This is a genomic window from Mesorhizobium sp. 128a (assembly GCF_053848025.1).
Genome location: NZ_JBSPKY010000029.1, coordinates 19,603 through 41,171, shown reverse-complemented (window position 1 = coordinate 41,171; position 21,569 = coordinate 19,603). Strand labels below are relative to the sequence as shown.

The 21,569-nt window shown below is 60.5% G+C and carries 21 protein-coding genes and 3 pseudogenes; 14 read left to right on the top strand and 10 right to left on the bottom strand.

Going from position 1 to position 21,569, the window contains the following annotated elements:
- The first annotated feature begins 341 nt into the window (after window positions 1–341).
- Entirely contained in the window at window positions 342–1,037 is a 696-nt protein-coding gene (locus tag ACWTU9_RS30335; protein WP_455861530.1) for a conjugal transfer ATPase VirC1, read from the top strand.
- A 640-nt stretch (window positions 1,038–1,677) separates the two neighbouring features.
- Here ACWTU9_RS30335 and ACWTU9_RS30330 read toward each other — a convergent pair.
- The 7 genes and pseudogenes from ACWTU9_RS30330 to ACWTU9_RS30300 all read right to left on the bottom strand — a co-directional run bounded on the left by ACWTU9_RS30330 (window position 1,678) and on the right by ACWTU9_RS30300 (window position 7,761).
- The gene (locus tag ACWTU9_RS30330; protein ID WP_455861529.1) at window positions 1,678–2,031 is read right to left on the bottom strand and encodes a hypothetical protein; all 354 of its coding nucleotides are present in this window, start codon (window positions 2,029–2,031) and stop codon (window positions 1,678–1,680) included.
- 74 nt (window positions 2,032–2,105) lie between these two features.
- Window positions 2,106–2,612, bottom strand: a complete 507-nt coding sequence (locus ACWTU9_RS30325; protein ID WP_455861528.1) for a hypothetical protein — start codon at window positions 2,610–2,612, stop codon at window positions 2,106–2,108.
- A 497-nt stretch (window positions 2,613–3,109) separates the two neighbouring features.
- Window positions 3,110–3,814: a Crp/Fnr family transcriptional regulator gene (locus ACWTU9_RS30320; RefSeq protein WP_455861527.1), complete on the bottom strand. Its 705-nt coding sequence runs from the start codon at window positions 3,812–3,814 to the stop codon at window positions 3,110–3,112.
- Between the two features lie 844 nt (window positions 3,815–4,658).
- Window positions 4,659–5,381 carry a winged helix-turn-helix domain-containing protein gene (locus ACWTU9_RS30315; RefSeq protein ID WP_455861526.1) on the bottom strand — a complete coding sequence of 241 codons (723 nt, stop codon included), beginning with the start codon at window positions 5,379–5,381 and terminating at the stop codon, window positions 4,659–4,661.
- 460 nt (window positions 5,382–5,841) lie between these two features.
- Window positions 5,842–6,008, bottom strand: a pseudogene (locus tag ACWTU9_RS30310) (ATP-binding cassette domain-containing protein); the annotation flags it as partial.
- Between the two features lie 52 nt (window positions 6,009–6,060).
- Complete coding sequence (locus ACWTU9_RS30305; RefSeq protein WP_455861525.1) at window positions 6,061–7,089, bottom strand: ABC transporter substrate-binding protein; 1,029 nt, start codon at window positions 7,087–7,089, stop codon at window positions 6,061–6,063.
- 297 nt (window positions 7,090–7,386) lie between these two features.
- Window positions 7,387–7,761 (bottom strand): hypothetical protein, encoded by a 375-nt coding sequence (locus tag ACWTU9_RS30300; RefSeq protein ID WP_455861524.1) that lies wholly within the window; start codon window positions 7,759–7,761, stop codon window positions 7,387–7,389.
- 274 nt (window positions 7,762–8,035) lie between these two features.
- On the opposite strand from ACWTU9_RS30300, the pseudogene ACWTU9_RS30295 reads away from it, so the two are divergent.
- Both ACWTU9_RS30295 and ACWTU9_RS30290 read left to right on the top strand, forming a co-directional pair.
- Window positions 8,036–10,145: pseudogene (locus ACWTU9_RS30295) on the top strand (ParB/RepB/Spo0J family partition protein).
- 819 nt (window positions 10,146–10,964) lie between these two features.
- Window positions 10,965–11,276 carry a DUF736 domain-containing protein gene (locus ACWTU9_RS30290; protein WP_455861523.1) on the top strand — a complete coding sequence of 104 codons (312 nt, stop codon included), beginning with the start codon at window positions 10,965–10,967 and terminating at the stop codon, window positions 11,274–11,276.
- Window positions 11,277–11,373: 97 nt separating this feature from the next.
- Here the strand turns inward: ACWTU9_RS30290 and ACWTU9_RS30285 are convergent, their stop codons facing one another.
- On the bottom strand, window positions 11,374–11,907 hold the full coding sequence (locus ACWTU9_RS30285) for a MucR family transcriptional regulator (protein ID WP_455861522.1): 534 nt from the start codon (window positions 11,905–11,907) through the stop codon (window positions 11,374–11,376).
- A gap of 418 nt (window positions 11,908–12,325) precedes the next feature.
- On the opposite strand from ACWTU9_RS30285, the gene ACWTU9_RS30280 reads away from it, so the two are divergent.
- Entirely contained in the window at window positions 12,326–13,534 is a 1,209-nt protein-coding gene (locus tag ACWTU9_RS30280) for a DUF932 domain-containing protein (protein ID WP_455861536.1), read from the top strand.
- Window positions 13,535–13,725: 191 nt separating this feature from the next.
- Here the strand turns inward: ACWTU9_RS30280 and ACWTU9_RS30275 are convergent, their stop codons facing one another.
- Window positions 13,726–14,073 carry a helix-turn-helix domain-containing protein gene (locus ACWTU9_RS30275; protein WP_455861521.1) on the bottom strand — a complete coding sequence of 116 codons (348 nt, stop codon included), beginning with the start codon at window positions 14,071–14,073 and terminating at the stop codon, window positions 13,726–13,728.
- A gap of 90 nt (window positions 14,074–14,163) precedes the next feature.
- On the opposite strand from ACWTU9_RS30275, the gene ACWTU9_RS30270 reads away from it, so the two are divergent.
- The 3 genes from ACWTU9_RS30270 (at window position 14,164) to ACWTU9_RS30260 (ending at window position 15,362) form a co-directional block, all read left to right on the top strand.
- A complete protein-coding gene (locus tag ACWTU9_RS30270) occupies window positions 14,164–14,442 on the top strand; it encodes a DNA -binding domain-containing protein (RefSeq protein WP_455861520.1) in 279 nt (92 codons plus the stop codon).
- Between the two features lie 130 nt (window positions 14,443–14,572).
- Window positions 14,573–14,782 (top strand): transcriptional regulator domain-containing protein, encoded by a 210-nt coding sequence (locus ACWTU9_RS30265; RefSeq protein WP_455861519.1) that lies wholly within the window; start codon window positions 14,573–14,575, stop codon window positions 14,780–14,782.
- 70 nt (window positions 14,783–14,852) lie between these two features.
- Window positions 14,853–15,362 carry a DUF2285 domain-containing protein gene (locus tag ACWTU9_RS30260; protein ID WP_455861518.1) on the top strand — a complete coding sequence of 170 codons (510 nt, stop codon included), beginning with the start codon at window positions 14,853–14,855 and terminating at the stop codon, window positions 15,360–15,362.
- Window positions 15,363–15,364: 2 nt separating this feature from the next.
- Here ACWTU9_RS30260 and ACWTU9_RS30255 read toward each other — a convergent pair whose 3' ends face one another.
- Entirely contained in the window at window positions 15,365–15,652 is a 288-nt protein-coding gene (locus tag ACWTU9_RS30255) for a hypothetical protein (protein WP_455861517.1), read from the bottom strand.
- Window positions 15,653–15,886: 234 nt separating this feature from the next.
- Between ACWTU9_RS30255 and ACWTU9_RS30250 the strand changes: the two genes are divergently transcribed.
- The 7 genes and pseudogenes from ACWTU9_RS30250 (at window position 15,887) to ACWTU9_RS30220 (ending at window position 21,111) form a co-directional block, all read left to right on the top strand.
- A complete protein-coding gene (locus tag ACWTU9_RS30250; RefSeq protein WP_140717750.1) occupies window positions 15,887–16,168 on the top strand; it encodes a helix-turn-helix transcriptional regulator in 282 nt (93 codons plus the stop codon).
- Window positions 16,169–16,194: 26 nt separating this feature from the next.
- Window positions 16,195–17,061, top strand: coding sequence for a replication initiator protein A (locus tag ACWTU9_RS30245; RefSeq protein ID WP_455861516.1), 867 nt, complete (start codon window positions 16,195–16,197; stop codon window positions 17,059–17,061).
- Between the two features lie 298 nt (window positions 17,062–17,359).
- On the top strand, window positions 17,360–17,824 hold the full coding sequence (locus ACWTU9_RS30240; protein WP_455861515.1) for a DUF2840 domain-containing protein: 465 nt from the start codon (window positions 17,360–17,362) through the stop codon (window positions 17,822–17,824).
- Complete coding sequence (locus ACWTU9_RS30235) at window positions 17,821–18,381, top strand: S26 family signal peptidase (protein WP_455861514.1); 561 nt, start codon at window positions 17,821–17,823, stop codon at window positions 18,379–18,381. The genes ACWTU9_RS30240 and ACWTU9_RS30235 overlap by 4 nt, the downstream gene beginning before the upstream one ends.
- A gap of 35 nt (window positions 18,382–18,416) precedes the next feature.
- Window positions 18,417–18,743, top strand: coding sequence for a DUF736 domain-containing protein (locus ACWTU9_RS30230; protein ID WP_455861513.1), 327 nt, complete (start codon window positions 18,417–18,419; stop codon window positions 18,741–18,743).
- Between the two features lie 5 nt (window positions 18,744–18,748).
- On the top strand, window positions 18,749–19,837 hold the full coding sequence (locus ACWTU9_RS30225) for a lytic transglycosylase domain-containing protein (protein WP_455861512.1): 1,089 nt from the start codon (window positions 18,749–18,751) through the stop codon (window positions 19,835–19,837).
- 217 nt (window positions 19,838–20,054) lie between these two features.
- Window positions 20,055–21,111: pseudogene (locus tag ACWTU9_RS30220) on the top strand (IS110 family RNA-guided transposase).
- Window positions 21,112–21,569 lie beyond the last annotated feature (458 nt).

The following is a 21,569-nucleotide window of genomic DNA, read 5'->3' as shown; positions in this document are numbered from 1 at the left end:
CCCTTCGCAGCGGCTACGAAGGGCAGCGGTTGGTTCCACCTGCTTGATCCAACGACAGTCTCATCCTCAAAAGTGTATCGTCCACACTCGGGCAAGACTTCAGCCGAGCACAAGCGCAGCTGGTTGCTTTGAGCCTGATGTCGGCAGATGCCGCGTGTCGCCTTCAACTTCTGGCCTACAGGAAAGAATACATAACGGTACGGCCCCCAAAGTCGCACAAAATAACGGTTACAATGGTAACCCGAGTGACAAGACACATCGCTATGTCTCACCCCAAGTGCTGATATGCTTTGAAAAGGAAATATTTGCACGGAGCGCCTACAGCGCGGACGGATTGCGGCATGAAACTGATCACTTGCTATTCATTCAAAGGTGGCGCGGGTAAAACCACGGCTATAATGGGTCTGTGCTCCTCGCTTGCCTTAAAACAGAAGAAGGTTGCGTTGTTCGAATCTGACCCAAACCGCCCGCTCACTCGGTGGAAAGCAAATGCCATTCGCAACCAGGCTTGGGACCAGCGATGCGAGGTATTCGTGGCCGACGAGCTGCCCCTCATGGTAGATGCATATGGACAGGCGGATCTCGGCGGCTTCGACTATGGTTTGGCCGATGCCCATGGCGATCCCAGCGAGTTGAACAACTCCATAATCGGCAGTTCCGATTGCCTTCTGATACCCGCTATGCTGACACCTCTTGACATCGATGAAGCGCTTGCGACTTGCCGCTACATCATTGAGCTCTTGATGGGAGAGGGACTGCAAACACACACTGCCATTCTTCCCCAGCGAGTGCCCATCGGCAGACTGACAGTCTCCCAACGAGCCGCGTACGAGATGTTGCACGCCCTGCCCCTGTGCGACCCGCCTATGCGTGAGCGTGACGCCTTCGCGGCGATGAAAGAGCGAGGCATGTTGCACATGACGGTCGCTAACATGGCCAACGATCCGGCAACGCGACCGATGCTGCATAACAGCCGGAGAGCATTGGATGAGCTTGCTACGATCGGTACTTTCATCGAGAAGGCCTTGGAGGGCTGAGATCGAAATGCGCCAGCCGACAGGTTCGATGACGGACGCCTCACCAATTTGCGCTTCGATCTAACAGAGTCGCCCACAGCCCCAACGGGCCATCTCGAATTCGTTACCAGTGATGGCCAAGCAACCATGCCGGTTTGGCCGGCACGCAACAGAACCGCACCTGCCCAACGTTGCCGCAGAAACGTCTTGCGCCAGCGCACCAAAAGCGATCGGTCTGGATATCGAGCTATGCGGTTCCCGACGAAATAGAGCCACAGCCGACAAAACGTTTATGATGATGCCTGCCACGTCGGAACCGGACAGACTCGTGCCCAACCCCTAATCTACCCTCCCGCGGCTTGGCAGATTTCTTGGGGAGGGCTCTGCTGCGCTGGGGCACCGGATGTCGGCCGGCTGCGCGAGCGCAATGAGGATGGCTTGCCTGACGGCGGGTAGCTTCGGCGGCGCGAATGGAGGCGTCCAAACCATACTGACGCCAAAGCGCCACCGATGACAGTTTCACGCATGTTTGCTGAGGGCCCCCAACCTTCGGAATGGCGATACTTCAAAGTCTAGTCCTGGCAGCGAAGCGGGAGCTTGCACATAGACATATTCGTTTGGGATGCAGGGCGGGGCCATCGCCGAAATCATGCGTTGCAGATTATCGGCGCTGTTGCTGGCAGCAAGCGTGCAGAAAATTGCCGGAGTTCCATGTCAGGCATCCATATTTGAAATGCGCCGCTAATGCTTCTGAAATCTGAGCAAGTGTGTTCTCGTTTTTGCTCATAGTGCGTAGTAAAAGCTCATTCTTGCTTTTAATTTCATCTAGATCGAAGAAACGTGCTTTGTATCCACAGTCTTGCATCTCGCGGCGGAGATATTCGTCGACGTGGTCCCGCTTGAACTTTTCCAATAATATAAATACGCCGTCCTTTTTGAGGCCGCGTCGAACGAAGCCAATCTGTTCCCGTCGATTTGGGGAATACATCTGAAATGTGGTGTCTTCGAAGGTCACGTCGAAGCCATCCGAAAAATGGCCCAACTCAGGCGTCGACGCTATTCTGCTCTACGTGAGGTGATGAAACGGACCTAGGAAGAATGTTGCGTGCAAGGGCCGTCCGTGAAGAAAGAAACTCTCCTCATTTCCTTATTGGGACTGCACGAAGGCGTCTGAATCATGCCATTGCCCAGCTGGGCTAATGTCCGAGCTAGCGAGCCTTGGGCCGCCCCTAGCGTATAATATCGAGCCGGACGGGTGGAAGTTGCAATCGCGCCCCCGTATCTCAGGAGTGCGTCGCCCAGCCGAACCTCCTCCTCAAGAACGTAAGGGATGCTGCCAAAGAAATGGGGGTTGAAACGCCCCCATAGTTGGCGATGCATCGCCGCGAAGTTTTTCAATCCCGCGTCCCCCTGGAAAAGACGCCGATCAACGCTCGGCACTTTGATCGGAACTCCTGATTTTCCCGCAGCGGTCGCCGAGAAGAATTTGGCCATTTCGTTCAGTCGGGGTGCCTTATCGCACTCGGCGAAAAATTCTCGCATCTGCTGTTCCTCGCCCTCATCTTTGCTGCGATATGTGAAGACGGCCTTCACCAAGACGAGGCGATCTCGTGTGCCTGTGCCATCAGCGCAGGTCTGGATTCTACGCCTCTGCCATCATGAGAACGTCGGCTGCCGCCGGCCTGTCTCGCGCAACCAACGAGCCGATCGCCATCTATGCGCCGCGCAAGCAAGCGCAGTGCCGATCCGCGGCGGCTGTCCATCACCAGGCGTGGGTTCTTCGTGCGCGTGCGACCTATCTGATCAAGACCGACACGTGGTCTCCCTTTGTCCTTCACCCGTCGCGACGTCTTTCACACCATATGTCTGCTGCCCACCAGGAGGTCAAAAGCCATGCAGCCGTGCAAAGAGAGCGTTCTTCGGGAAGCCATGAAAGGTCACAAGTTCGGCGAGAAAATCAGCCCACACACCATCGTTGTTGCGAACTCGACAAACCGGACAGGCGCGGAATTCATGTGCCAATCAAGCGCTTTACGCCTGTCGCGTTTTCGACCCGGATCGAGCCGCCGATGTAGCGGCGATCACCGACGCTCCTAGTGCTCGCCTGGTTCAGCAATCCACTGCAAGCGCTCCGTGTTGCATTCAATGATTCCGTTGCTGCGTCTGATGGCGCCGGCTTCCTCCAAGGCTAATATAGCACGATTTACTTTCGGCCGGCTTGCGCCCAAAATCCCTGCTATATCCGACTGAGTGAGGGACAGTTTGAGATCCGCCCTTACCGGCAATTCGGTGCCGTGGATCTGCCTCAGGGTAACGAGAAGAAAACGGGCCGCCCGGGAATTCAGGTGATAGAGAGCGATGGTTTCCAACTGTTCGGTGATACCCCGCAGTCGCGAGCAGAGATAACGGATCGTGGCTCCGGCTGCCCCCGGCGAAAGTTTGATAAGGTCCATAAATGGCCTCTTAGCGATGACGAAACCTTCGGAGGCCACCTGCGCCGTGGCGTCGGCTGATCGAGGCTGATCGTCCAACATGGCCATCTCGCCGAACAGTTCCCCGGCTTCGAGTTGTCGCAGGACTAGCTCACGCCCTTGTGGGGTGATCAGGGATACTTTGATCCGCCCAGAGATCACCCCGACCATGTAATTGCCCTCATCGCCTCGCTGGAAAATCACCGTGTCTGGGAGCCATCTGCGAAAGCTTGAGATACCCCCTAGCGCTGCGATGGTCTTGTCATCAAAATCCTGAAAAATCGGAAAGGAACGCCAGAAGGCAGGGCTTCTATCGAACTCGGCCATATAGTTTCCTCTTGGAGATGATCAGTCCTTTTGATGGGGACGCGGTTTAGGTGATCACGTCGGTTAAGCGTCGCTGACGTTCGGCGCCCGTGGCAAAAGCGACTCTCGCGCCAGTGCGTTGTCCGGCATCAGCGATATTGCGAGGCATCGGGGCGAAAGCGGACGACGGTGAGTGCTCTTGGCGTGGTGGCTTGTGATCGGTGCGTGGCGCGCTCTTTGCGTGACATGGACAATGGTGCCTCCGGGCAGTTCTCATCCAACGCCGGAGCTTGGATCAACCGCAGACAGCTGTCGCAGCTGAGAAAGACCCGTACCGCTTCGAGGCGCCGCGTCCGGTTCAGCCGCTCTAAGGCCGATCCGAGCCATGGGCCGCGAGCTCGAGTAAGGATTTGGCCGGCTCTGCGAACCGGCCGTTTACGCTGAGAGCGCACATCCGCAGGTCTCGTGCGGCGTGCCGCTACCATCCCGTTTGGGGCAAGAGGCGCATGCGACGTGTCATTGGCATCCACCTTCAAAGTATTTGCGGGGAACTCGTCTCCAGGGAGGCTGGCCAAGTGCGTCGTGCCGGGCGCGTTGATTTGAGCCAAAAGAGCCTGGCAGGCTTCGGCATTGGCTTGGGGCAAATGGAAGTGGTGATCACGGCAACATGGAACTGCTGGCAGTCGCGGGTGCCCTTCCGTAGATTCGGTCGAATTCGCCAACCCGCGTGGGTCAAGGCGTGGCGCTGTTGGTATTCCCATTTCCAAACTTATGAAAAATCGATTGTTTCAATATATCCTATCCATGCGGTGGATAGGTGAACGATCCGCGCGGCCATGCTCCTCCTCACCTGCATCTGCTGTCGTCAGGTCTCCGACAGCTCCGCCGGGATGCTGAACACGTAACCGATCCCACGTTTGGTTTTAATCAACCGTGGAGCGCGCGCGTCTCTTTCGAGCTTCCGACGCAAGCGCAAGATCTGAACATCGATGCTGCGATCTGAAATCTCGCCGTGGATGCGAGTGGCCCGTTGCAGGTACTCTCGCGATAACGGTCGTTCTGCCGCCTCGAGGAAAGCAAACAGGAGTGCATATTCGCCCTGGGTTAGGGGTACCAGTGCGCCAGACGGATCACGCAACTGTCGCGTTTTCAAGCGTAGCTCCCATCCGCCGAAAAGCCATCTTCCTGATGGTGACCTTCTCTGAACCTCCACGGGGTCGGCAAAACGCGACCTGACCAGAGAGTCAAGGCGCACCAAGAGCTCACTTAATTTACTCAGACACTCGTCGGCGCCGGATTCAAGCCGGATGGCTTTGTCATTCTCACCCCGGCGGTTCTCAATGACGATAATGGAGACGTCCCCGAGGTTGCGGAGATCACGCAAGAGTCCAAGGTCATCGTGGCCAAGATCCAAACTGGCGATGACAACATCGGACTTCCGTCCTTGGGAGATCTTTAACGCTTTCGCCTGCGCGCCCGACGCTGTGGTCGGCAAATTGCTGCGCAGCACGTGTTCTTCCATGTTCAGAATAAGGGCGAGAACATTGTCGACTACAAGGACGCTCCCGAGTTTACGGGCCTCGCTCATATATCGCCTCCATCCGCAACCCACCTTGTCGATTTTTCAACAAAACTCCGCTGCTTAGCTGGGAACCTTTGCGTGCAGCAGCCTGGGATTGCACGGCCGGGGGATTGCTGCTGTATCCGATGGAACTTCCACTACCGCGCATCGGTCCGCGTGCGAAAAGGTGCGAGCGCCGACCGGCTTGGATCGAACGACACGGAGGGCGCCGACGTTGAAAACTTCGCCCAAATAGTTCCTTTCTCCCGTCCTTGACGAAAACGAAAACCGCCATCGCTTACGTACGATAGGCCCGTTACGTGCTGCTCAAGGCAGTCAATGACGGCGAGGCAATCAGGGGAAACATGGTCACCCCGGAGAACAGGCGCTCCAGGTTGTAGAGTGCCCCTGCCTTCCAGATGTCAGCCACTACGATGCTACCAGCCCACATTGCCTTCCACGATCCGCCACGCCAGCAGGATTGAGCGATTCGTAGCACTGGGCCCGACGCGCCTAGCAAGCGCAGCAGGGTGGATTTGCCGCATCCCGACGGGCCGATAACGCACACGATCTCGCCATGTGGGACCTTAATCGAGACGTCGCTCCGAACCTCCACGCCGTAGCGGGGTGAACATTCCTTAGCAGCAGTTCCATCTTCTCTCTCGCCCGTCCCGACGGTCAGTGTGCAATCGTGAACCTGCGCGGATTAGATCGTCTCGACGTAGGAAGTGTCGAAGAGCATCTCTGGCGTGATCGTCTTGCTCACCATCTTCTTCGCCTTGAGCCACTCAAGCTGATCCGTCGCCGAATCGAGTGCAAGCGCACAGCCCTTCTTGATTCGCATCGCGCTGCTGAGGAAGGTTTCCTTCGCCGCGGCCAACGGACGCTTGCTATCCACGTATTTGTGGATGATGTTGGCCACCTCATCCACTTCCTCCGGAGTAGCGGTCTTGTCGACGAGGGCGGCGTTGTAGTCGTCGACTGCCGTCGAATGGGCGCGGATAAACGCCGCGGTCTGCTCCCGCTCGTTGGCGGCATTCTTGGTTGAGGTGAACACCGTGGTCACCTGGTAATTGGGCGCATAGTCGGACACCAGACCAATCTGCATGGCATTGCCCCCGGCGAGCAACTTATCGGCGATGCTGCCCTGGATGGCCCCGGCGTCAATCTGGCCGGTCTCCAGCGCACTGATGATTGCGCCGACTTTCTGGAGCCGGCGCAGTGTGATTTCCGACATCGGAATGCCGTTCGCCTCTGCGATCGTGTGGCACATGTAGTGAAAGGAAGATCCGACTTTGGTGACGCCAAACGTGGTGCCGCTCAGTGCCCTCGGCGTGATAAGGCCGGCCCGGTAGGCTTTTTCTGATGCCACAATCACGGCGCCGACGAGACCTTTCTCCTCAGACAGTGCGCCGCCGATCACCTTGATTGCGTCCGTCTGGGCGAGGCTCACGAGTCCGACGCTCATGGCCGTGACGGCATAATCGACGTCGCCCGAGGCAATCGCCATGGCCATCGGCTTAGCGGCTTTGAAGAAATCGAGTTCGACGTCCAGCCCTTCGTCCTTGTAGTAGCCTCGCTCCCAGGCGATGTAACTGGGCGCTTGGCTGGCGAGACGCATTACGCCAAGCTTCACCTTCTTCGCAGCAAAGGCCGGCCGGCCAAGAAAGGTCAGGGCTCCCGCTGTGCCGAGACCGACAATCGCCTGGCGGCGGTTTATCGCAAGCTTTGTCATAGTCCACTTCCTTTCAAGGGCGCTCTTTTATGGCTGGCTGCTGCGCTGGCCTGTCGAGCCGCTGCTCATCCTCGGCACAGACGACACGACCGGAGGACATGCCACCGGCTTGTTACGCCCGCCGCTGTACTGCCTCGCTCAAACGGCCGCTTGGTTCATTTGGTGCTGTGCTGCGCGCGGTGTGATGTTCCGGCCGGACCATTGGTTGCAAACGTTCTACATCTCCGTTGGATGCAGGCTGGCAGATCGCAGCAGCTAGCGGCGAATTTCTCGATTACCCGCGTTACAAGGTCAACCTTACGAGCGGCTGACGAGACTTGAGCAGTGATGGTGATTGTCCATGGTCGCAGGCCGATAGGACTGTGCCCGTGACCGGGCCGAAGGCGGCTCTTCGCGCAGCTTTAATGCCCAGACGTGCAGCTCGCTTTCGGTATTGGCAGGCGTCAGAATCACGGTCGGCGCTTCGTAAAGCAGTCCCTCCGATGAAGTCACGTCGACCATGCAACTCACTAGCGACGTTGGCAGCTTCTCCATTCCGATGCTGTTGGCGGCGCCGCCTTCCGGTAGAATTGTTTGGACGTTAGCGAGCGCCTGGGAATCATCCGATTCATTCCGTTCGGCCAGGAAGGGACAACCGCGCGCCCCATCGAAACTCGATCGTCGGTCGGTCACCTATCTATCTCCCGATTCTACCTGTGAGCCCGATGCGCGGGGAGAGATGGTCTTGGCCATCTCTCCCCCGCGAATGCCGCCTGCGCAAAGCAGGGCCGCCCACTCGCAAGGCGGCGCTGCTTCTCATCGCTAGGCTGACACGATCCGCCCCGCTCGACGCGCAGCCCAGCTCCGCTCGCCGGCATTCGCCCCCCTCTCTGCCGCGCGCTCACGCGCCCCCGGAAGGCATGCCGAGGGGCATGCCTTCGGCATCCAACGCGAAAGGACCAGAACAATGACGACCAATGAAACGAACGCGAAGATCGTCAGCGCGAGCGGCACAGAAGTTTTCATTCCGCTGAACAAGCTGAAAAAGTCGCCTCGCAATGCGCGCAAGACCCCGCATAGCGAGGCGATCATCGAAGCTTATGCCGCCAGCATCGCCGCCAAGGGTATCCTGCAAAACCTCGTGGTAGAGCCGGAGCTTGACGCAGAGGGTTCAGAAACCGGCTTCTATCTCGTGACAATCGGCGAAGGGCGCAGGTTGGCGCAAATGCTTCGCGTCAAGCGCAAGCAGATCAAGAAGACCGAACCGATCCGCTGCATTGTCGATACCAAAAACGATCCGCACGAAATCAGCCTGGACGAAAACATTACGCGCGAAGGGATGCACCCCGCCGATCAGTTCGAAGCGTTCCGGCGCATGAGCGAGGAGCGCGGATGGGGCGCTGAGGAAATCGCCGCCCGCTTCGGCGTGACGCCTCAGCTGGTGCGGCAGCGCCTGCGGCTTGGTGCCGTCAGCCCCAGGCTGATGCAGGTCTACCGCGATGGTGATCTGACCCTCGAGCAGCTGATGGCCTTCGCCATCACCGAGGACCAGGCAGGAGCAGGTTTTTGACAACCTCACCTACAACCGCGACCCCTATATCATTCGACGTGAACTGACGCGGACCCACGTTGCGGCTGCCGACCGCCGCGCCATTTTCATCGGTTCGGACGCCTATATCCGGGCCGGCGGCATGATCGTCCGCGACCTGTTCACCGATGATCGCGGCGGCTTCTATGATGATGCGGCGCTGCTCGATCAATTGGTGGTCGCGAAGCTGCAGAGCGTCGCGGACACCATCAAGGAGGCCGAAGGCTGGAAATGGGCTGATGTCCATGTCGACTATCCGCATGCGCATGGCCTGCGCCGTCTCTATCCGGAGCCGGTGGCTTTGTCGGAGCAAGACGAAGTCGCCTATGCAGGAGCGTTGGACGCGTTCAACCGACTGACGGAAGAATGGGGCAGCGCCGAGGAATTGCCCGACGATGTCGATCAGCTATTTGGAGAGCTTGAAGCCGAGATCGAGCGCATCGATGCACTGCGTCATGCCTACGACCCGGATGTGATTGCGCGCAGCGGCGTGTTTGTCGTGCTTTCCCATGATGGGACGGCTCGTATCGAACGCGGCTTCGTCCGCGCCGAAGACGAGCAGCCCGAGACGGAAGGGACAGAAGCCGGCAATGGCTACACCGTCAATGGTGATGGCGAGATCATCGAGGACGGTATCAGTCCGGAGCTTGGTCACGATAGCGACGACGACGCGGAGGACGCCGGCAAGCCACTGTCCGATCTTCTCGTGCGCGACCTGACCGCCCACCGCACACTTGGCCTTCGCCTTGCGCTTGGCGAGCAATCGGACGTTGCATTGATCGCCGTCACGCATACGCTTGCCGCGCAGGTCTTCTATCAGGGAGCGGAAGCCCATTGCCTGGAAATCCGGCCAACCAGAACCTGCCTTGCCGGCCACGCCGATGGCATCGAGGACACGGCAGCGGGGAAGGCCCTGGCTGATCGCCACGCCGAATGGGCAGCGGACATGCCGCGTGACGTGTCTGACCTTTGGGCCTTCATCGCTTCGCTTGATCATGCCAGCGTCATGGCGCTGTTTGCGCATTGCGCCTCACTCTCCGTCAATGCGGTGAAGCAACCTTGGGAGCGCAGGCCGCGCGCCCACGAAACGGCGGACCAGCTGGCCACGGCGGTCTCGCTTGATATGACGGCTCACTGGACGCCGACCGTACGCACTTACCTTGGGCGCATCACCAAGGCGCACATCCTCGCGGCAGTGTGCGAGGCTGTCGGCGGTGAGGCGGCGGACAGGCTTGTCACTCTAAAGAAGCAGCCGATGGCGGAAGCGGCCGAGCAGTTGCTCGTCGGAACCGGATGGCTGCCGGCACTCTTGCGCACAAGGGGACCCGCTGCGCTTGGAGAGGCGGGGAGCGCCAGCAGCGAGGGAGTGATAGGGGCAAACGAGCAGCCGGCGACAGACCTTGCCCCTCCGGATGAGACAGACTTGACCGCAGCCGATGGCGACAGCGCGGCCGCAGAGGACGAACCCTTCCACGTCGCGGCCGAGTGAGATGGAGCGACCGGAGCCGCTTCGGCGGCTCCGGTCAGTTTCTTTGATAGGCACGCGAATTTTCCGGCCGCGCGGTTGCGCGGCCGGGGACCTCGACAGCACGACACCATCAGCCTTAGCAACGAAAAAACCACGCCGGACAACGGGTAATGAGCTGCAACCCGAGACGCGATGGACGGCGGCGGACGCTTCGCAAGAGCCTGCGAGGCACATAGGCTTCACGGCTCCGATCATTGGGCAAGCTGCGGAAGACCAGGTGTAATGGATCGTCCGCGCCTGTGGTCTCCGCCAGGCTGGCATAGATCGGAACGGAAAACTCGGGTCATCGGCTTAAGTCGGCGTTAGTCGCTGCCCTGGCGCGGGTATCAATTTCCGTCTCGCATCGAATACGACGGATTGACGGGAAGGGCGGCGAGAGCCGGGATCTTCCATTGTCGCCATTTCATAATGGGAAGTGATTCCTGCCTTGCCGTGAATATGCTTCCGCACTGATCCAAGAGCCATTTGCGATGTTAAATCCGACCAATTCGCCGTTGCGGCGGTTCCTCTTGGTCTGCTGGCAAGCCACGCCCACGGCGTCCTCGAATGGATTGGGTCTGACCGAAGACCGGCTTCGCCTCGATCGCTTCCCGCAACGGCGGCGCTGCGTTTTCTTCCCCTGTCCGCTGCGCGGCCATTCCTCGCGGTCCAAGAAAGCCTCGCCCCGCCGTCTTCCACTTCGTTTCAGCCCCTTTGGGATGCGAGCCGATCGTCCCCGGTCTCACGACCACCATCGAGGCCGCGATGGGCGCGGCCCGATCAACAGAAGGAACCACCGCAATGGCTACGATCGGCATCTTCACCGGCACCGGAAAGGGCTTCAAGGGCTCCGTCAAGACCCTCAACCTCAACGTCAAGACCGTAGATTTCGTCCCCGCCGAAGGTGACAACGAGAAGGGTCCGGACTTCCGCATCTTCGCCGGCGCCACCGAATTCGGGGCGGCATGGAAGAAGACATCCCGCGAGGGGCGTGATTATCACTCGGTCAAACTCGACGATCCGAGCTTCCCCGCTCCGATCTACGCCAGCCTGGTCGAGACCGAAACCCAGGGCGAGTACTCGCTCATCTGGTCCCGCCGCACCGCCGAGTGAAATCGGCTCAAACAAAAGAAGCCCCGGCGCGCCGCGCCGGGGCTTCACCATGCTCAGTCCGCCACCGCCCGGACAATAGGCAATTCGCTCCAGCAGGCTAGGCCTTGGCGGCAACTTTGCGCGTTTTCTTGATCGGCGGCTTTGCAGCCGGCGCGTTCATAGTCGCTGCGGCGGCGCGCGGCGTCCGTTTCGGTTTCTGCACCTCGGCTGCTTCTGCTGCCGCCGGCTTGCGGCCAAGCCCGGCTGCCTTCGCCAAGGCCGACCTGGCTGCGGCGTAGTTCGGTGCCACCATCGGATAGTCGGCGGGCAGGCTCCACTTCTGCCGGTATTCCTCGGGGCTCAGATTATAGTGCGTGCTGAGGTGTCGCTTCAGCGATTTGAACTTCTTCCCGTCTTCCAGACAGATGATGTAGTCCGGCGTGACCGACTTTCTGATCGAAACGGCGGGTTCCAGTTTCATCACAGGCTGAGCCGCAGGTGTGCCGACATTTTGCAAAGCAAAATGGATATCGCCGATCAGCTTCGGCAATTCCGGGACGGGCACTGGATTGTTAGAAACATAAGCGGAGACGATATCGGCAGCAATCGACACGAGATCGGTTTTGCCCTGCTGCTCATCGGATACGGTCATGGACTTTCCTTCTTTGTCTTCAGTTACGTCAGCATGCTATTTGTGCAGTTTGTACAATAGATCAAGCGAATAATGATCGTTCGCTCCATAATCCGCAAGCAAGCGAAAATCCAAGGCAGAACGCCGGTCCGATTTTATTTGATCGCAGCGGAACAATCTGCCAACTGCCCTTAGGGAAGCGAGGAGACTTTCCCCTCGCTTCCCCGCCATTGCCGGCTGTGCAGACCAGGGCCGCCGGCTCGCAAAGCGGCGAAGACCGGCAATCCTCAAGGTCAATTTCATCCGCTCCGCTCGACCGCGCAGCCCGGCTCCGCGCGCCGGCAATGGCCCCCATCACTCCCGCGCGCTCACGCGCCCCCGGAAGGCATGCCGCAGGACATGCCTTCGGCATCCAAAAAGAGGAGTGACCCCAATGAACATGACCACGACCATCGACAGCGCCGACAACAACCATCGGCGGCAACCTGTTTCCGGCAGCTTTCGAGTCGACATCTCACGCGGCGAGCGCATCGGGCGCGTTTCCTCGGAATGGTTCTCGCGTCCCGACGACGAACGCTATCTGTCGCTGACCGAACTTTATGATGCGGTGCGCACGCGTGCGGATCGTGCCACCGCCCGCACTGTCGAGAGCCGCGCGGTCCGCGTCGAGGCAAGCCGGGAGAGTGCGGAGCGGCTTTCGCTCATTCTTCCCGGACAAGAGGAGCCGATCGCGCCCACGCATTGGAGTTTTGGCCAGCTGTGCAGCCTTGTCGGTGCGCCGGCAACCTACATGCGCCAGCTTCCCGCACCGCTAGCAGGCATCAACCTGCAGCACGGCCTGCTCAGGCATCGCGCCGAGCTTGTGAAAACCTTGCAGGCGGAGGACGGACGCGTCGAGCTTCGCGCCGTCACCGGCCCGGACTATGGACGCATCTGGGATCACGAACTGGTCGCAGCCGTCATGAAGATCGCAGGCAACGGCATCGGCGACACCATGTGGAAAGTGCCGGGCATGCTCGATTGGGCAACCATGACGCACAATCCCTTGGTGGATATCACGAAGGACACCACCACGCTTTACGCCAGCGACCGTGACGTGTTCCTGTTTCTGGTCGACGACACCCACCCCATCGAAGCGGGACGCCTGCCGAACGGAGAGCCGGATTTGTATTTCCGGGGATTTTATTGCTGGAACAGCGAGGTCGGATCGAAGACCCTCGGCATCGCCTCGTTCTATCTCCGCGCAGTCTGCATGAACCGCAACCTTTGGGGCGTGGAAGGTTTCGAGGAAATCAGCATCCGGCATTCGAAATTTGCTGCCCAGCGCTTTGCCCATGAGGCCGCGCCTGCCTTGACCCGTTTTGCCAGCTCATCGCCGACACCGTTCATCGCCGGCATCAAGGCCGCTCGCGAGAAGATCGTCGCCCGCAGCGATGACGACCGCGAAACCTTCCTGCGCAAGCGCGGGTTCTCGAAGGTCGAAACCGGCAAGATCATCGAAACCGTCATGCAGGAGGAGGGCAGGCCACCCGAAAGCATCTTCGATTTCGTGCAGGGCATGACAGCGCATGCCCGCACAAAATCCCATCAGGACAACCGTCTTGAGCTTGAAGGGAAGGCCAAGGCATTGCTTGAAAAGGCAGCCTAGCCGTTCCGACAGTGCGCGGCCGGATATCCGGCCGCGCCGCCAATCACCAATTGCCGGGGATCAGGGAGGCAATCGACGGTCGCGGCCGCGTCCCGACAGGCGGCCGCCGCTCGCCGGGCTCTGCCCGGCTGCGATGCGACTGCAGTCAGATTGCGACACATGGCTGATCATCGAGCACGATAAACCGAGTTTTAGCGGTGCTTTGGCCGGGCGTTCATAACGGCTACGACCTCACGCAATACCTCATGCGGGTCGAAGCCTATCGTTTCAGCCAGATCGAGAAATTCGACAACGTCGATTCGCCGGCCACCGGACTCGATGGCCGCGACCACTGATTGATATCTATCCAGCGCTTTCGCCAAATCATGCTGGCTGAGCCCGGCTTTCCTACGCTTTTCAACGATCAGTTGCACCAGACGCACATGTCTTGGCGATCGAAGCGTCTTTTGCATTTTGCCGGTCCTTGACGAAGCCGGCAGATCAATTAAATGGAAAATCGGATAACCAGAAAATCTGATAATCCGGTCGCGTTCAGTCATAGCGCATCGAGGTGATGGCCGTGTCACATCCATGGGCCCAAATCAGGATTTGGCAGCACATCGAAGAGTGTGTCGGCGTACGGGATTGCCATGCTTAAACCTCTTCTCGATCCTGATGTCGCCGACGTCGCGCCAGACGCCTCAATCCTGACCGGCTACGACGAGGAGCGCCTCCTCACCTACATTCGCCTGCTGGATGCGGCAGCCGAAAACGCGGACTGGCGCGAAGTGGCCAGGATCGTTCTGCATATCGATCCCGCGAGGGAGCCGGAACGGGCATTTCGAGCTTGGGAAACTCATCTTGCTCGCGCCCGATGGATGACCACCAATGGCTATCGCTATCTCCTGGCCGGCGGTGCACCGCACTAGGGAATCGAACTGGCGCTGTGCTCATTCAGCAAGGCGGTTTGCCGACGCTCTGACTACCCAAACCAACCGTTGCCTCGGAAGCTGAAGGCGAAGCTCGCGGCAGACCGCGGGCCGCATGAGGACCGTTGCCATGTCGCGAAGCGATTGGACCGATCCGGCGGCATACGAGCGCATGCGCGGCTACGAAGCCGATCAGTTTGCCGCCGAGTATCTGATCCGGAACGCCGATTTTGCCGCCGAATGTCAGCGGCTGGCACCAAGTCCACTGACGATCGGAGAACTCGTCGGCTCGCCGGAATTCGCCGCAAGCTGGGGCGCGCGATTTCACAATCTCTGCTGACGAGCGTCTCTCACCCGAACACATCGTCTGGACGGAACAGGCGTCCCCTCGGGTTCTTCAAGCGACGAAGTTGGCAGCTTCCACGGATCCATCGCCTGTCCTTCGACAACGCAGCACAACTCAGAGCTGGACCGAAGCCGAGCGGGTTCATATTCTGTGGCCGTCGGCTCCGGAGACACATCACATCATCTCCAGTGAAGCAGGAGACCTGCTCGACATCAACGCTGTTGTCCTGCCGCTTGACGAGAATCTCGAAACCAGGCTGGACGCCGCGCGCCGGCTCTGGCGGTCGCTGAATGGCCGTCCGCTCGGCACCCGGTATGGCTCACTGCCTCAACAGACCAGGCTGAAGCACATTCTCAATCTCCGCGCCTTCGACGGAAGGCATCAGCGGGCTCCTTACCGCCGGCTCGCCGAGGAACTGCTGTCCCGCGAGCCCATCGCTGCGCGCGATTGGCGCGACCATCACCTGCGCCACAAGGTGCGGGCGATCCTGCGACGGGCCGACCGCCTGGTGGCCGGCGGCTATCGGGACCTTCTCCTCTATCCGCAAAGCCGCCACCGCAGCTCCGCGTCATGAGATCAGGCTCTGGTGAGCATAGCCTTCAGGAACGCGACGAAGCAATCGAGCGCTTTTCGATGAAGAGGATTGCGTGGTGCCCAAGCCAAAAAATCCTCAACCGACATCCATCCCCCGGGCTTTGTTGAAGAGTCACAATCGATGAACTCGATGCATAATTGTAGCTCTTCAGGATCAAAAGCCAATTGCCACCTTCCGGCATCATCTTCGGCGAGACGGTAGCTGGCACGCGGCATGGACGTTCCTCCTTGGCGGGCAACAATCCAAAGAACGGAGCTGAGGTCGATCATCAGATCTTGGTATTGACCACGGGGAACCCATAGCCCCCATTACATCGCCAGCTCGCTCTCCTAAGACGCCATGCCGCGCCGGTGGACCATTGTCGGCGCTGATCGGGGCGCCTGGGGTAGTAAAAACACGCCCGCCGATCTTTGCCCTCCCTCCCTTTTTCTCAATTCGGCCATCGTCCGTTTCGCGCGTCCCGGCAGGCCAGGGCGACAGCAGAACCGAATGGAGATCGAGCGATGTCGAAGGGTCCCGCGGACGCGCCCCAAAAATATCTTCGGACCAAGGAGGCCGCACCTATCGTTGGCCTCTGCGCCCGGACACTGGAAAAACACCGGACCTACGGGACCGGCCCCAAATATCGCAAGGTCGGCGGGCGCGTGCTCTACGACATCGATGACCTGCGTGCCTGGATCGAGCTCGGCGCGCGCACCTCCACCAGCGACACAAACGCCACCTACGTTCCGCCCGCCAAGCCGCATGCGGCGCGCGCGCCAGCCTATGCCGGCAAGTCGCGCTGAAACTTCCAGCTCTGCGGGATTTGGACATGCGACCACCACCGACAGACCTGGAGCCGATTGCGCTGTTTCATGCGCGTCCCGGCAAGATGGCGTTGCGCGATGCACAGGACCTGATGGCTTGGCCATTCTTCTCGCTGGCCAAATCGCGCCGCATCAGGCCGATCGATTTCCGGATGGGCGAAGTCGCCATCCGCGTCGAGGCGACCATCGAGCACGGCATGGCGACCATCTGGGATGCCGACATCCTGATCTGGGCCGCCTCGCAGATCGTCGATGCCCGCGACAAGGGACTGCGGACTTCGCGGATGATGGCGGCGACGCCGCATGAAATCCTGACGTTCATCGGGCGCGGCACGTCTGCCCGCGAATATTTGCTGCTCAAGGCGGCGCTCGACCGTCTCCAGTCGACCACCGTCGCCACCTCGATCCGCCAACCCACCGAGCGGCGCATGCACCGCTTCTCCTGGATCAACGAATGGAAGGAGCGGGCCGACCATTGCGCTAGACCGCTTGGCATCGAGCTTGTCCTGCCCGACTGGTTCTATGCCGGCATCATTGTCGACGCCTTCGTGCTCACCATCGATCGTGCCTATTTCGACCTGACTGGCGGCATTGAGCGTTGGCTCTATCGACTCGTGCGAAAACATGGCGGACGACAGGCGCATGGCTGGTCGTTCGACCTGCGCCATCTCCACGCAAAATCCGGCAGCCTATCCGCCTACAAGCGCTTCGCCTTCGAGGTTCGCGGCATCGTTCGCCGGCAATCTCTACCGGGCTATCGACTCACACTCGGTGTGACGCAGGCCGGCGAACCGCTGCTCACTTTCAAGGCTTGTCACCGGGATCCGTTCAACCGCTTCGGCAAGGCCAGGGCGGCGGAGGCCAAGCTGTGAATCACCTCGTCATTTCAGGAACCCGAAGGCACGGGATTTCAGGAACCCGTTCCTCGTCATTTCAGGAACCCGACCACTGCCTAAGCCATGGGAGCGAAAGCCGAATTCTCGCCTCTAACTTATCTAACCCGGAATCCTTCGGATTCTTTCTAACGGAAGGCCAGGTTCCGGAAGACTGTGGACGACGCTGGCGATGCGCTCTCCCGATCGCCTGCCGAGATATCAACCCCGAGCCAGCCGCTCCGTCAACGGGGTGGCAGGCCGTTGCTGCTGCCCACCTCCTGCCGGGGAGGACGGCATGAGCGAACTAACCTATGTCGAGCTGCTCTGGCTGAAGAAGCGGATCGAGAACTACATCCGCTTCGGCAAAGCCGTCGAGAACAGGATCGTCGACAGGAGCCGCCGCGTCGTCGCCTTCGCGCCAGGTAGCATCTTCGCCTTCGTCCGCTGGGCGGCGAATGACTTTGGCACCGTCGCCTCCCGCATCGACATTCTGCGCGCCGTCGGCTCAGGCACGCGCTGCTCGACCATCCCACATGTGCGGCCGGGCGCCGACATCCTGCTCACCGCCATTGGATGGCCGAAGGTTGAAAGGGTGCTGGAGATTATCGATGCCGTCGAGGCACTCGGCATCGACGCGATAGACGCCTCGCCGGAGTATTGGCGTCACGCCCACAGTCGCCTTGTCGCACGCGAAAGCCCCAGGCCCTACACACGGCAGCGGCACGAAGCTTGGCTGCTGCGCCGACGGATCGAGTCATGAGCGCACGCGGCAAAATCATCGGGGGAATGCTCGGCGGTGCTGGATTGACCGTCGCGCCGGCGTTAAGCGGACATACTCCGTGGCTGATCTGGAACGCGTCGGCGAGCGCTCCGATCGGGCTCTATCGCATCGAGCAAGGTGGCACGCCTAAGGTCGGCGACCTCGCCGTCGTCATGCCCTCCGAAGCGCTGGCCGGCTTCCTCGCAGAGCGCCTATATCTGCCCCGCGGCGTACCGCTCCTGAAGCACGTCCTGGCGCTTGGCGGTGAAACCGTTTGCCGCCGCGGGGCGACCATCATCGCGCACAGCAAGATCTACGGGGCCGCGCTCGAGCACGACAGCAAGGGTCGACCGCTGCCCGTCTGGCGGGGCTGCCGTGTGCTCAGCGACGGCGAAGTGTTCCTCATGAACTGGGGAGCGACCGACAGTTTTGACAGCCGGTATTTCGGCCCACTCCAAATCACCAACATCGTTGGCCGCGCGGTGCCCATCTGGACCCCCGACCGCATTTTTCCGGCACCGGATACTTCGGGCGAACCGGCTCCCGACGAGCCGTGACGGCTCGTTTCCCCTCACCATGAAAGGATAATCACATGAGTCAGATCGGCACCTTCATCCGCAACGACGACGGCTTCTTCGGCAACATTTGCACGCTGACGATTGATGCAAAGCTTGCCATCCTGCCTATCGAGAAATCGGACGCGGAAAATGCACCGGAACACCGCATTTACTGCGACGGCGTCGAGATCGGCGCGGCGTGGGATCGCACCGGTGAGAAGGCCGGCGCCTATCTCTCTGTACTCATCGACGATCCTTCGTTCACGCAGCCGATCCGCGCCAACCTCTTCCAGGTCGCCACTGAAAAGGACGTCTGGAATCTGCACTGGAGTCGGCCTTCGAAGCGCGAAGAGCGAGCCTGAGTTCAATGTTTCGATCGCGCGTCATCGATCTTACCCTGGCAAACCCTTTGATCGATCGGGCGCTGGTCAAACCCTTCGACCCGATCGCCTGTCAGGCGGCTGTCGCGCGCAGCGGAGGTCAAGGGCGACCGGACGCTTGTTCATCGATTGAGGCGTTGTTTGCGCTACGACGCATGGGAAGCAGGTCCGGTCGGCGAAGCCTTGCCCTTGACGGAAGCGAGCACGGCGGCAGGCTGTCGGCGTGTCGGGACGGTGGTGCGCGCATCACAGCTCACCGATGCGTTGCGATGCTCTCGGTATGCGCGTTGCTCACGCTTGGTTCTGCGGCCGGCGCAGCGGAAGCGCCGTCGCAACCGGTGCCAAAATCGTGCGCCGGGACAACAATCGCAAAGAATGAAAAGTGGTCGGCGTACGTCTGTGAGGCCGCCAAACGCTTTGAGCTTCCCGAGCACCTGATACGCGCGGTCATGCATGTCGAGAGCGGCGGCGATGTCCGCGCCATCTCACCCAAATCTGCCGTCGGCCTGATGCAGATCATGCCCGCCACGTGGGCTGAACTGCGCATCAAACATGGTCTCGGAACCGATCCGTTCAATCCGCGAGACAACATCCTAGCCGGCGCCGGGTATCTTCGCGAGATGCTCGATCGCTTCGGTCGGAAGGGATTTCTTGCGGCCTACAACGCCGGACCACAACGCTATCAGGAGCATCTTTCGAATGGTCGTCCGCTGCCTCGTGAGACGATCGACTACGTCGCGAAACTTAGGGCGCTGATCAAGGGAGCTGTTGAAATCCCGCCCCGCTCGGAACGATTGGGAAACCGGTCGAGCGCTGATGGTTCGCAGTTTCCTGGTCGCGACTTTGCTCGGATAAATGACGTCGGATGGCGCGGCAAAAGAGGTTTCGGTTCCGTCGACCAAACGGTGTTCACGCAGATCCGTTCCGCCAACATGCCGTCGTGGATCGACACAGCGGTAGACGATGTCACGGCGCTTGAGCCGAAGCCGGATGTCGGTTCTGAAGTTGCTCGTCCTGCACCGCACTTAGCCGGGAACAGCCTCTTCGTCCCACGATCGCGCAGTGCATCGCCATGAGCGCTGGACTTAGTGTAACTCGCACTCCGGCCTGCTTCTTCGCGGAATTGGCGGCGAAACTGCTGGCACTCAGGCAAGTCGGGGAGGGATTGCCGCCCGTAATCGGGGCGGGCGCCTGGCTGGACAGCAAACCTGTGCGTCGGCTGCGGCGCCGCTGGCGAGGGGTGGCGACTCGGCTGAACATTCTGCGCCTGTGAAACAGCGCAGGAGGCGCACCATGGAATTCTTTTGTGGGCTGGACGTGGCGATGGACGAGACGGCGGTGTGCGTCGTCGACGATCATGGCGTGGTGCATCTGGAGACAACAGTGGTGACGGATCCTGGTGCGCCTGCGCCGCGTCGGCCACGAAGCCGGCTCGCTGTCGCCCTGGCTGCACCCGGAGCTGTTGAAGCGCGGGCTGCCGGCTGTGTGTCTGGAGACCAAACATGTGCGCGCAGCGATGTCGGCGCAGCGCAACAAGACCGACGAGGCCGATACGCTCGGCATCGCCCATCTCATGCGCACCGGCTGGTTCCGCCAGGCCCACATCAAGTCGGAAAGCTGCTACCGCATGCGGCTTTTGTTGACGCAGCGGCGTGTCCTGAAGGGCAAGGTGCTCGACCTCGAGAACACGATTCGCCACTCGCTGAAGGCCTTCGGCGTGCGCATCAAAGGGACCGGCCGGACCGGTTTCGACCAGGCCGTGCGTGAGGCGGCGGCGGACGACGCGCTGACCACGGAACTGATGGACGCCATGCTCAACGCCCGGGCGGCGCTGTGGAAGCAGTATTGCCGGTTGCACAAACTGGTCGTCCAGTTCGTCGGCCGCAACGAACTGTGCCGACGCTTCATGGCGATTCCGGGCGTTGGTCCGGTGACGGCGCTTTCGTGCATGACGGCGATCGACGACCCGTCACGCTTCCGCCGATCGCGTGACGTGGCGGCCTACTTCGGGCTGACCTCGCGGCGCTGGCAGTCGGGCTCTTCGATCGACATCCAGGGCCGTATCTCGAAGGCGGGCGACGCGGATGTCCGGCGTGCCCTCTACGAGGCGGCGTCGGCGCTGATGACGCGCTTCAAGGGCAAGGACAAGGTGCGAAGCTGGGGCACGGCGCTGGCCAAGCGCTCCTGCCAGCGCAAGGCGACGGTCGCCGTGGCGCGCAAGCTGGCGGTGATCATGCACGCGATGTGGGTCGACGGCACGTTCTATGTCGGCGACGCCAGCGCCAGCGCGACCGACGTTGCGGCGCGCGCCCACGTGAAAGATCGCAAGCTGCTAGGCGCGCACGCATGACCGCAAAGAACAGCAACCCCGGACAGCCGGCAGCGATGCTGGCGGCCACATTCTGAACGATGGAGCTCCGCTGCGGCGGATGAGGACTGGTGCAGACCAGAAACGACGGGAAGCACGTTATCTTGCCTGCGGCCGGCCACGAAAGTGGCGCGACGGACCGCCCCGGATTGCCTGTGACGATGCCCCGTGGGTTCGATGGAAATGTGCGCCGCGACGGTTCGAGCGCTGCTTTGTTGCAGCCCAGACACCCCGTCGACGAGCGCGGAGGATTGCACGGCGCACCGGAACTCTCACCCTTCGCACAAAAGCCTGTTGCGGAAAGCTCAGAAGTGTTCTGGAGTACAAAAAAGGAGAAACGACGATGCACGAAAGATCGTCCCAAGAACTGCCGATTAGGATGGCAAGATAAAAGGCCGCGATGTGCGGCTCGGTCGGTCGGTTGTTTTGGCTGGCTTTTC

Bases quoted from the DNA above. Each gene is read 5' to 3' on its own strand.
- ACWTU9_RS30315 (WP_455861526.1), bottom strand. From the start codon at position 5,381: ATGAGCGAGGCCCGTAAACTCGGGAGCGTCCTTGTAGTCGACAATGTT.
- ACWTU9_RS30280 (WP_455861536.1), top strand. From the start codon at position 12,326: ATGACCACGACCATCGACAGCGCCGACAACAACCATCGGCGGCAACCT.
- ACWTU9_RS30305 (WP_455861525.1), bottom strand. From the start codon at position 7,089: ATGACAAAGCTTGCGATAAACCGCCGCCAGGCGATTGTCGGTCTCGGC.
- ACWTU9_RS30335 (WP_455861530.1), top strand. From the start codon at position 342: ATGAAACTGATCACTTGCTATTCATTCAAAGGTGGCGCGGGTAAAACC.
- ACWTU9_RS30270 (WP_455861520.1), top strand. From the start codon at position 14,164: ATGCTTAAACCTCTTCTCGATCCTGATGTCGCCGACGTCGCGCCAGAC.
- ACWTU9_RS30290 (WP_455861523.1), top strand. From the start codon at position 10,965: ATGGCTACGATCGGCATCTTCACCGGCACCGGAAAGGGCTTCAAGGGC.
- ACWTU9_RS30250 (WP_140717750.1), top strand. From the start codon at position 15,887: ATGTCGAAGGGTCCCGCGGACGCGCCCCAAAAATATCTTCGGACCAAG.
- ACWTU9_RS30265 (WP_455861519.1), top strand. From the start codon at position 14,573: ATGTCGCGAAGCGATTGGACCGATCCGGCGGCATACGAGCGCATGCGC.
- ACWTU9_RS30235 (WP_455861514.1), top strand. From the start codon at position 17,821: ATGAGCGCACGCGGCAAAATCATCGGGGGAATGCTCGGCGGTGCTGGA.
- ACWTU9_RS30230 (WP_455861513.1), top strand. From the start codon at position 18,417: ATGAGTCAGATCGGCACCTTCATCCGCAACGACGACGGCTTCTTCGGC.
- ACWTU9_RS30240 (WP_455861515.1), top strand. From the start codon at position 17,360: ATGAGCGAACTAACCTATGTCGAGCTGCTCTGGCTGAAGAAGCGGATC.
- ACWTU9_RS30285 (WP_455861522.1), bottom strand. From the start codon at position 11,907: ATGACCGTATCCGATGAGCAGCAGGGCAAAACCGATCTCGTGTCGATT.
- ACWTU9_RS30225 (WP_455861512.1), top strand. From the start codon at position 18,749: ATGTTTCGATCGCGCGTCATCGATCTTACCCTGGCAAACCCTTTGATC.
- ACWTU9_RS30275 (WP_455861521.1), bottom strand. From the start codon at position 14,073: ATGACTGAACGCGACCGGATTATCAGATTTTCTGGTTATCCGATTTTC.
- ACWTU9_RS30245 (WP_455861516.1), top strand. From the start codon at position 16,195: ATGCGACCACCACCGACAGACCTGGAGCCGATTGCGCTGTTTCATGCG.
- ACWTU9_RS30320 (WP_455861527.1), bottom strand. From the start codon at position 3,814: ATGGCCGAGTTCGATAGAAGCCCTGCCTTCTGGCGTTCCTTTCCGATT.
- ACWTU9_RS30255 (WP_455861517.1), bottom strand. From the start codon at position 15,652: ATGATCGACCTCAGCTCCGTTCTTTGGATTGTTGCCCGCCAAGGAGGA.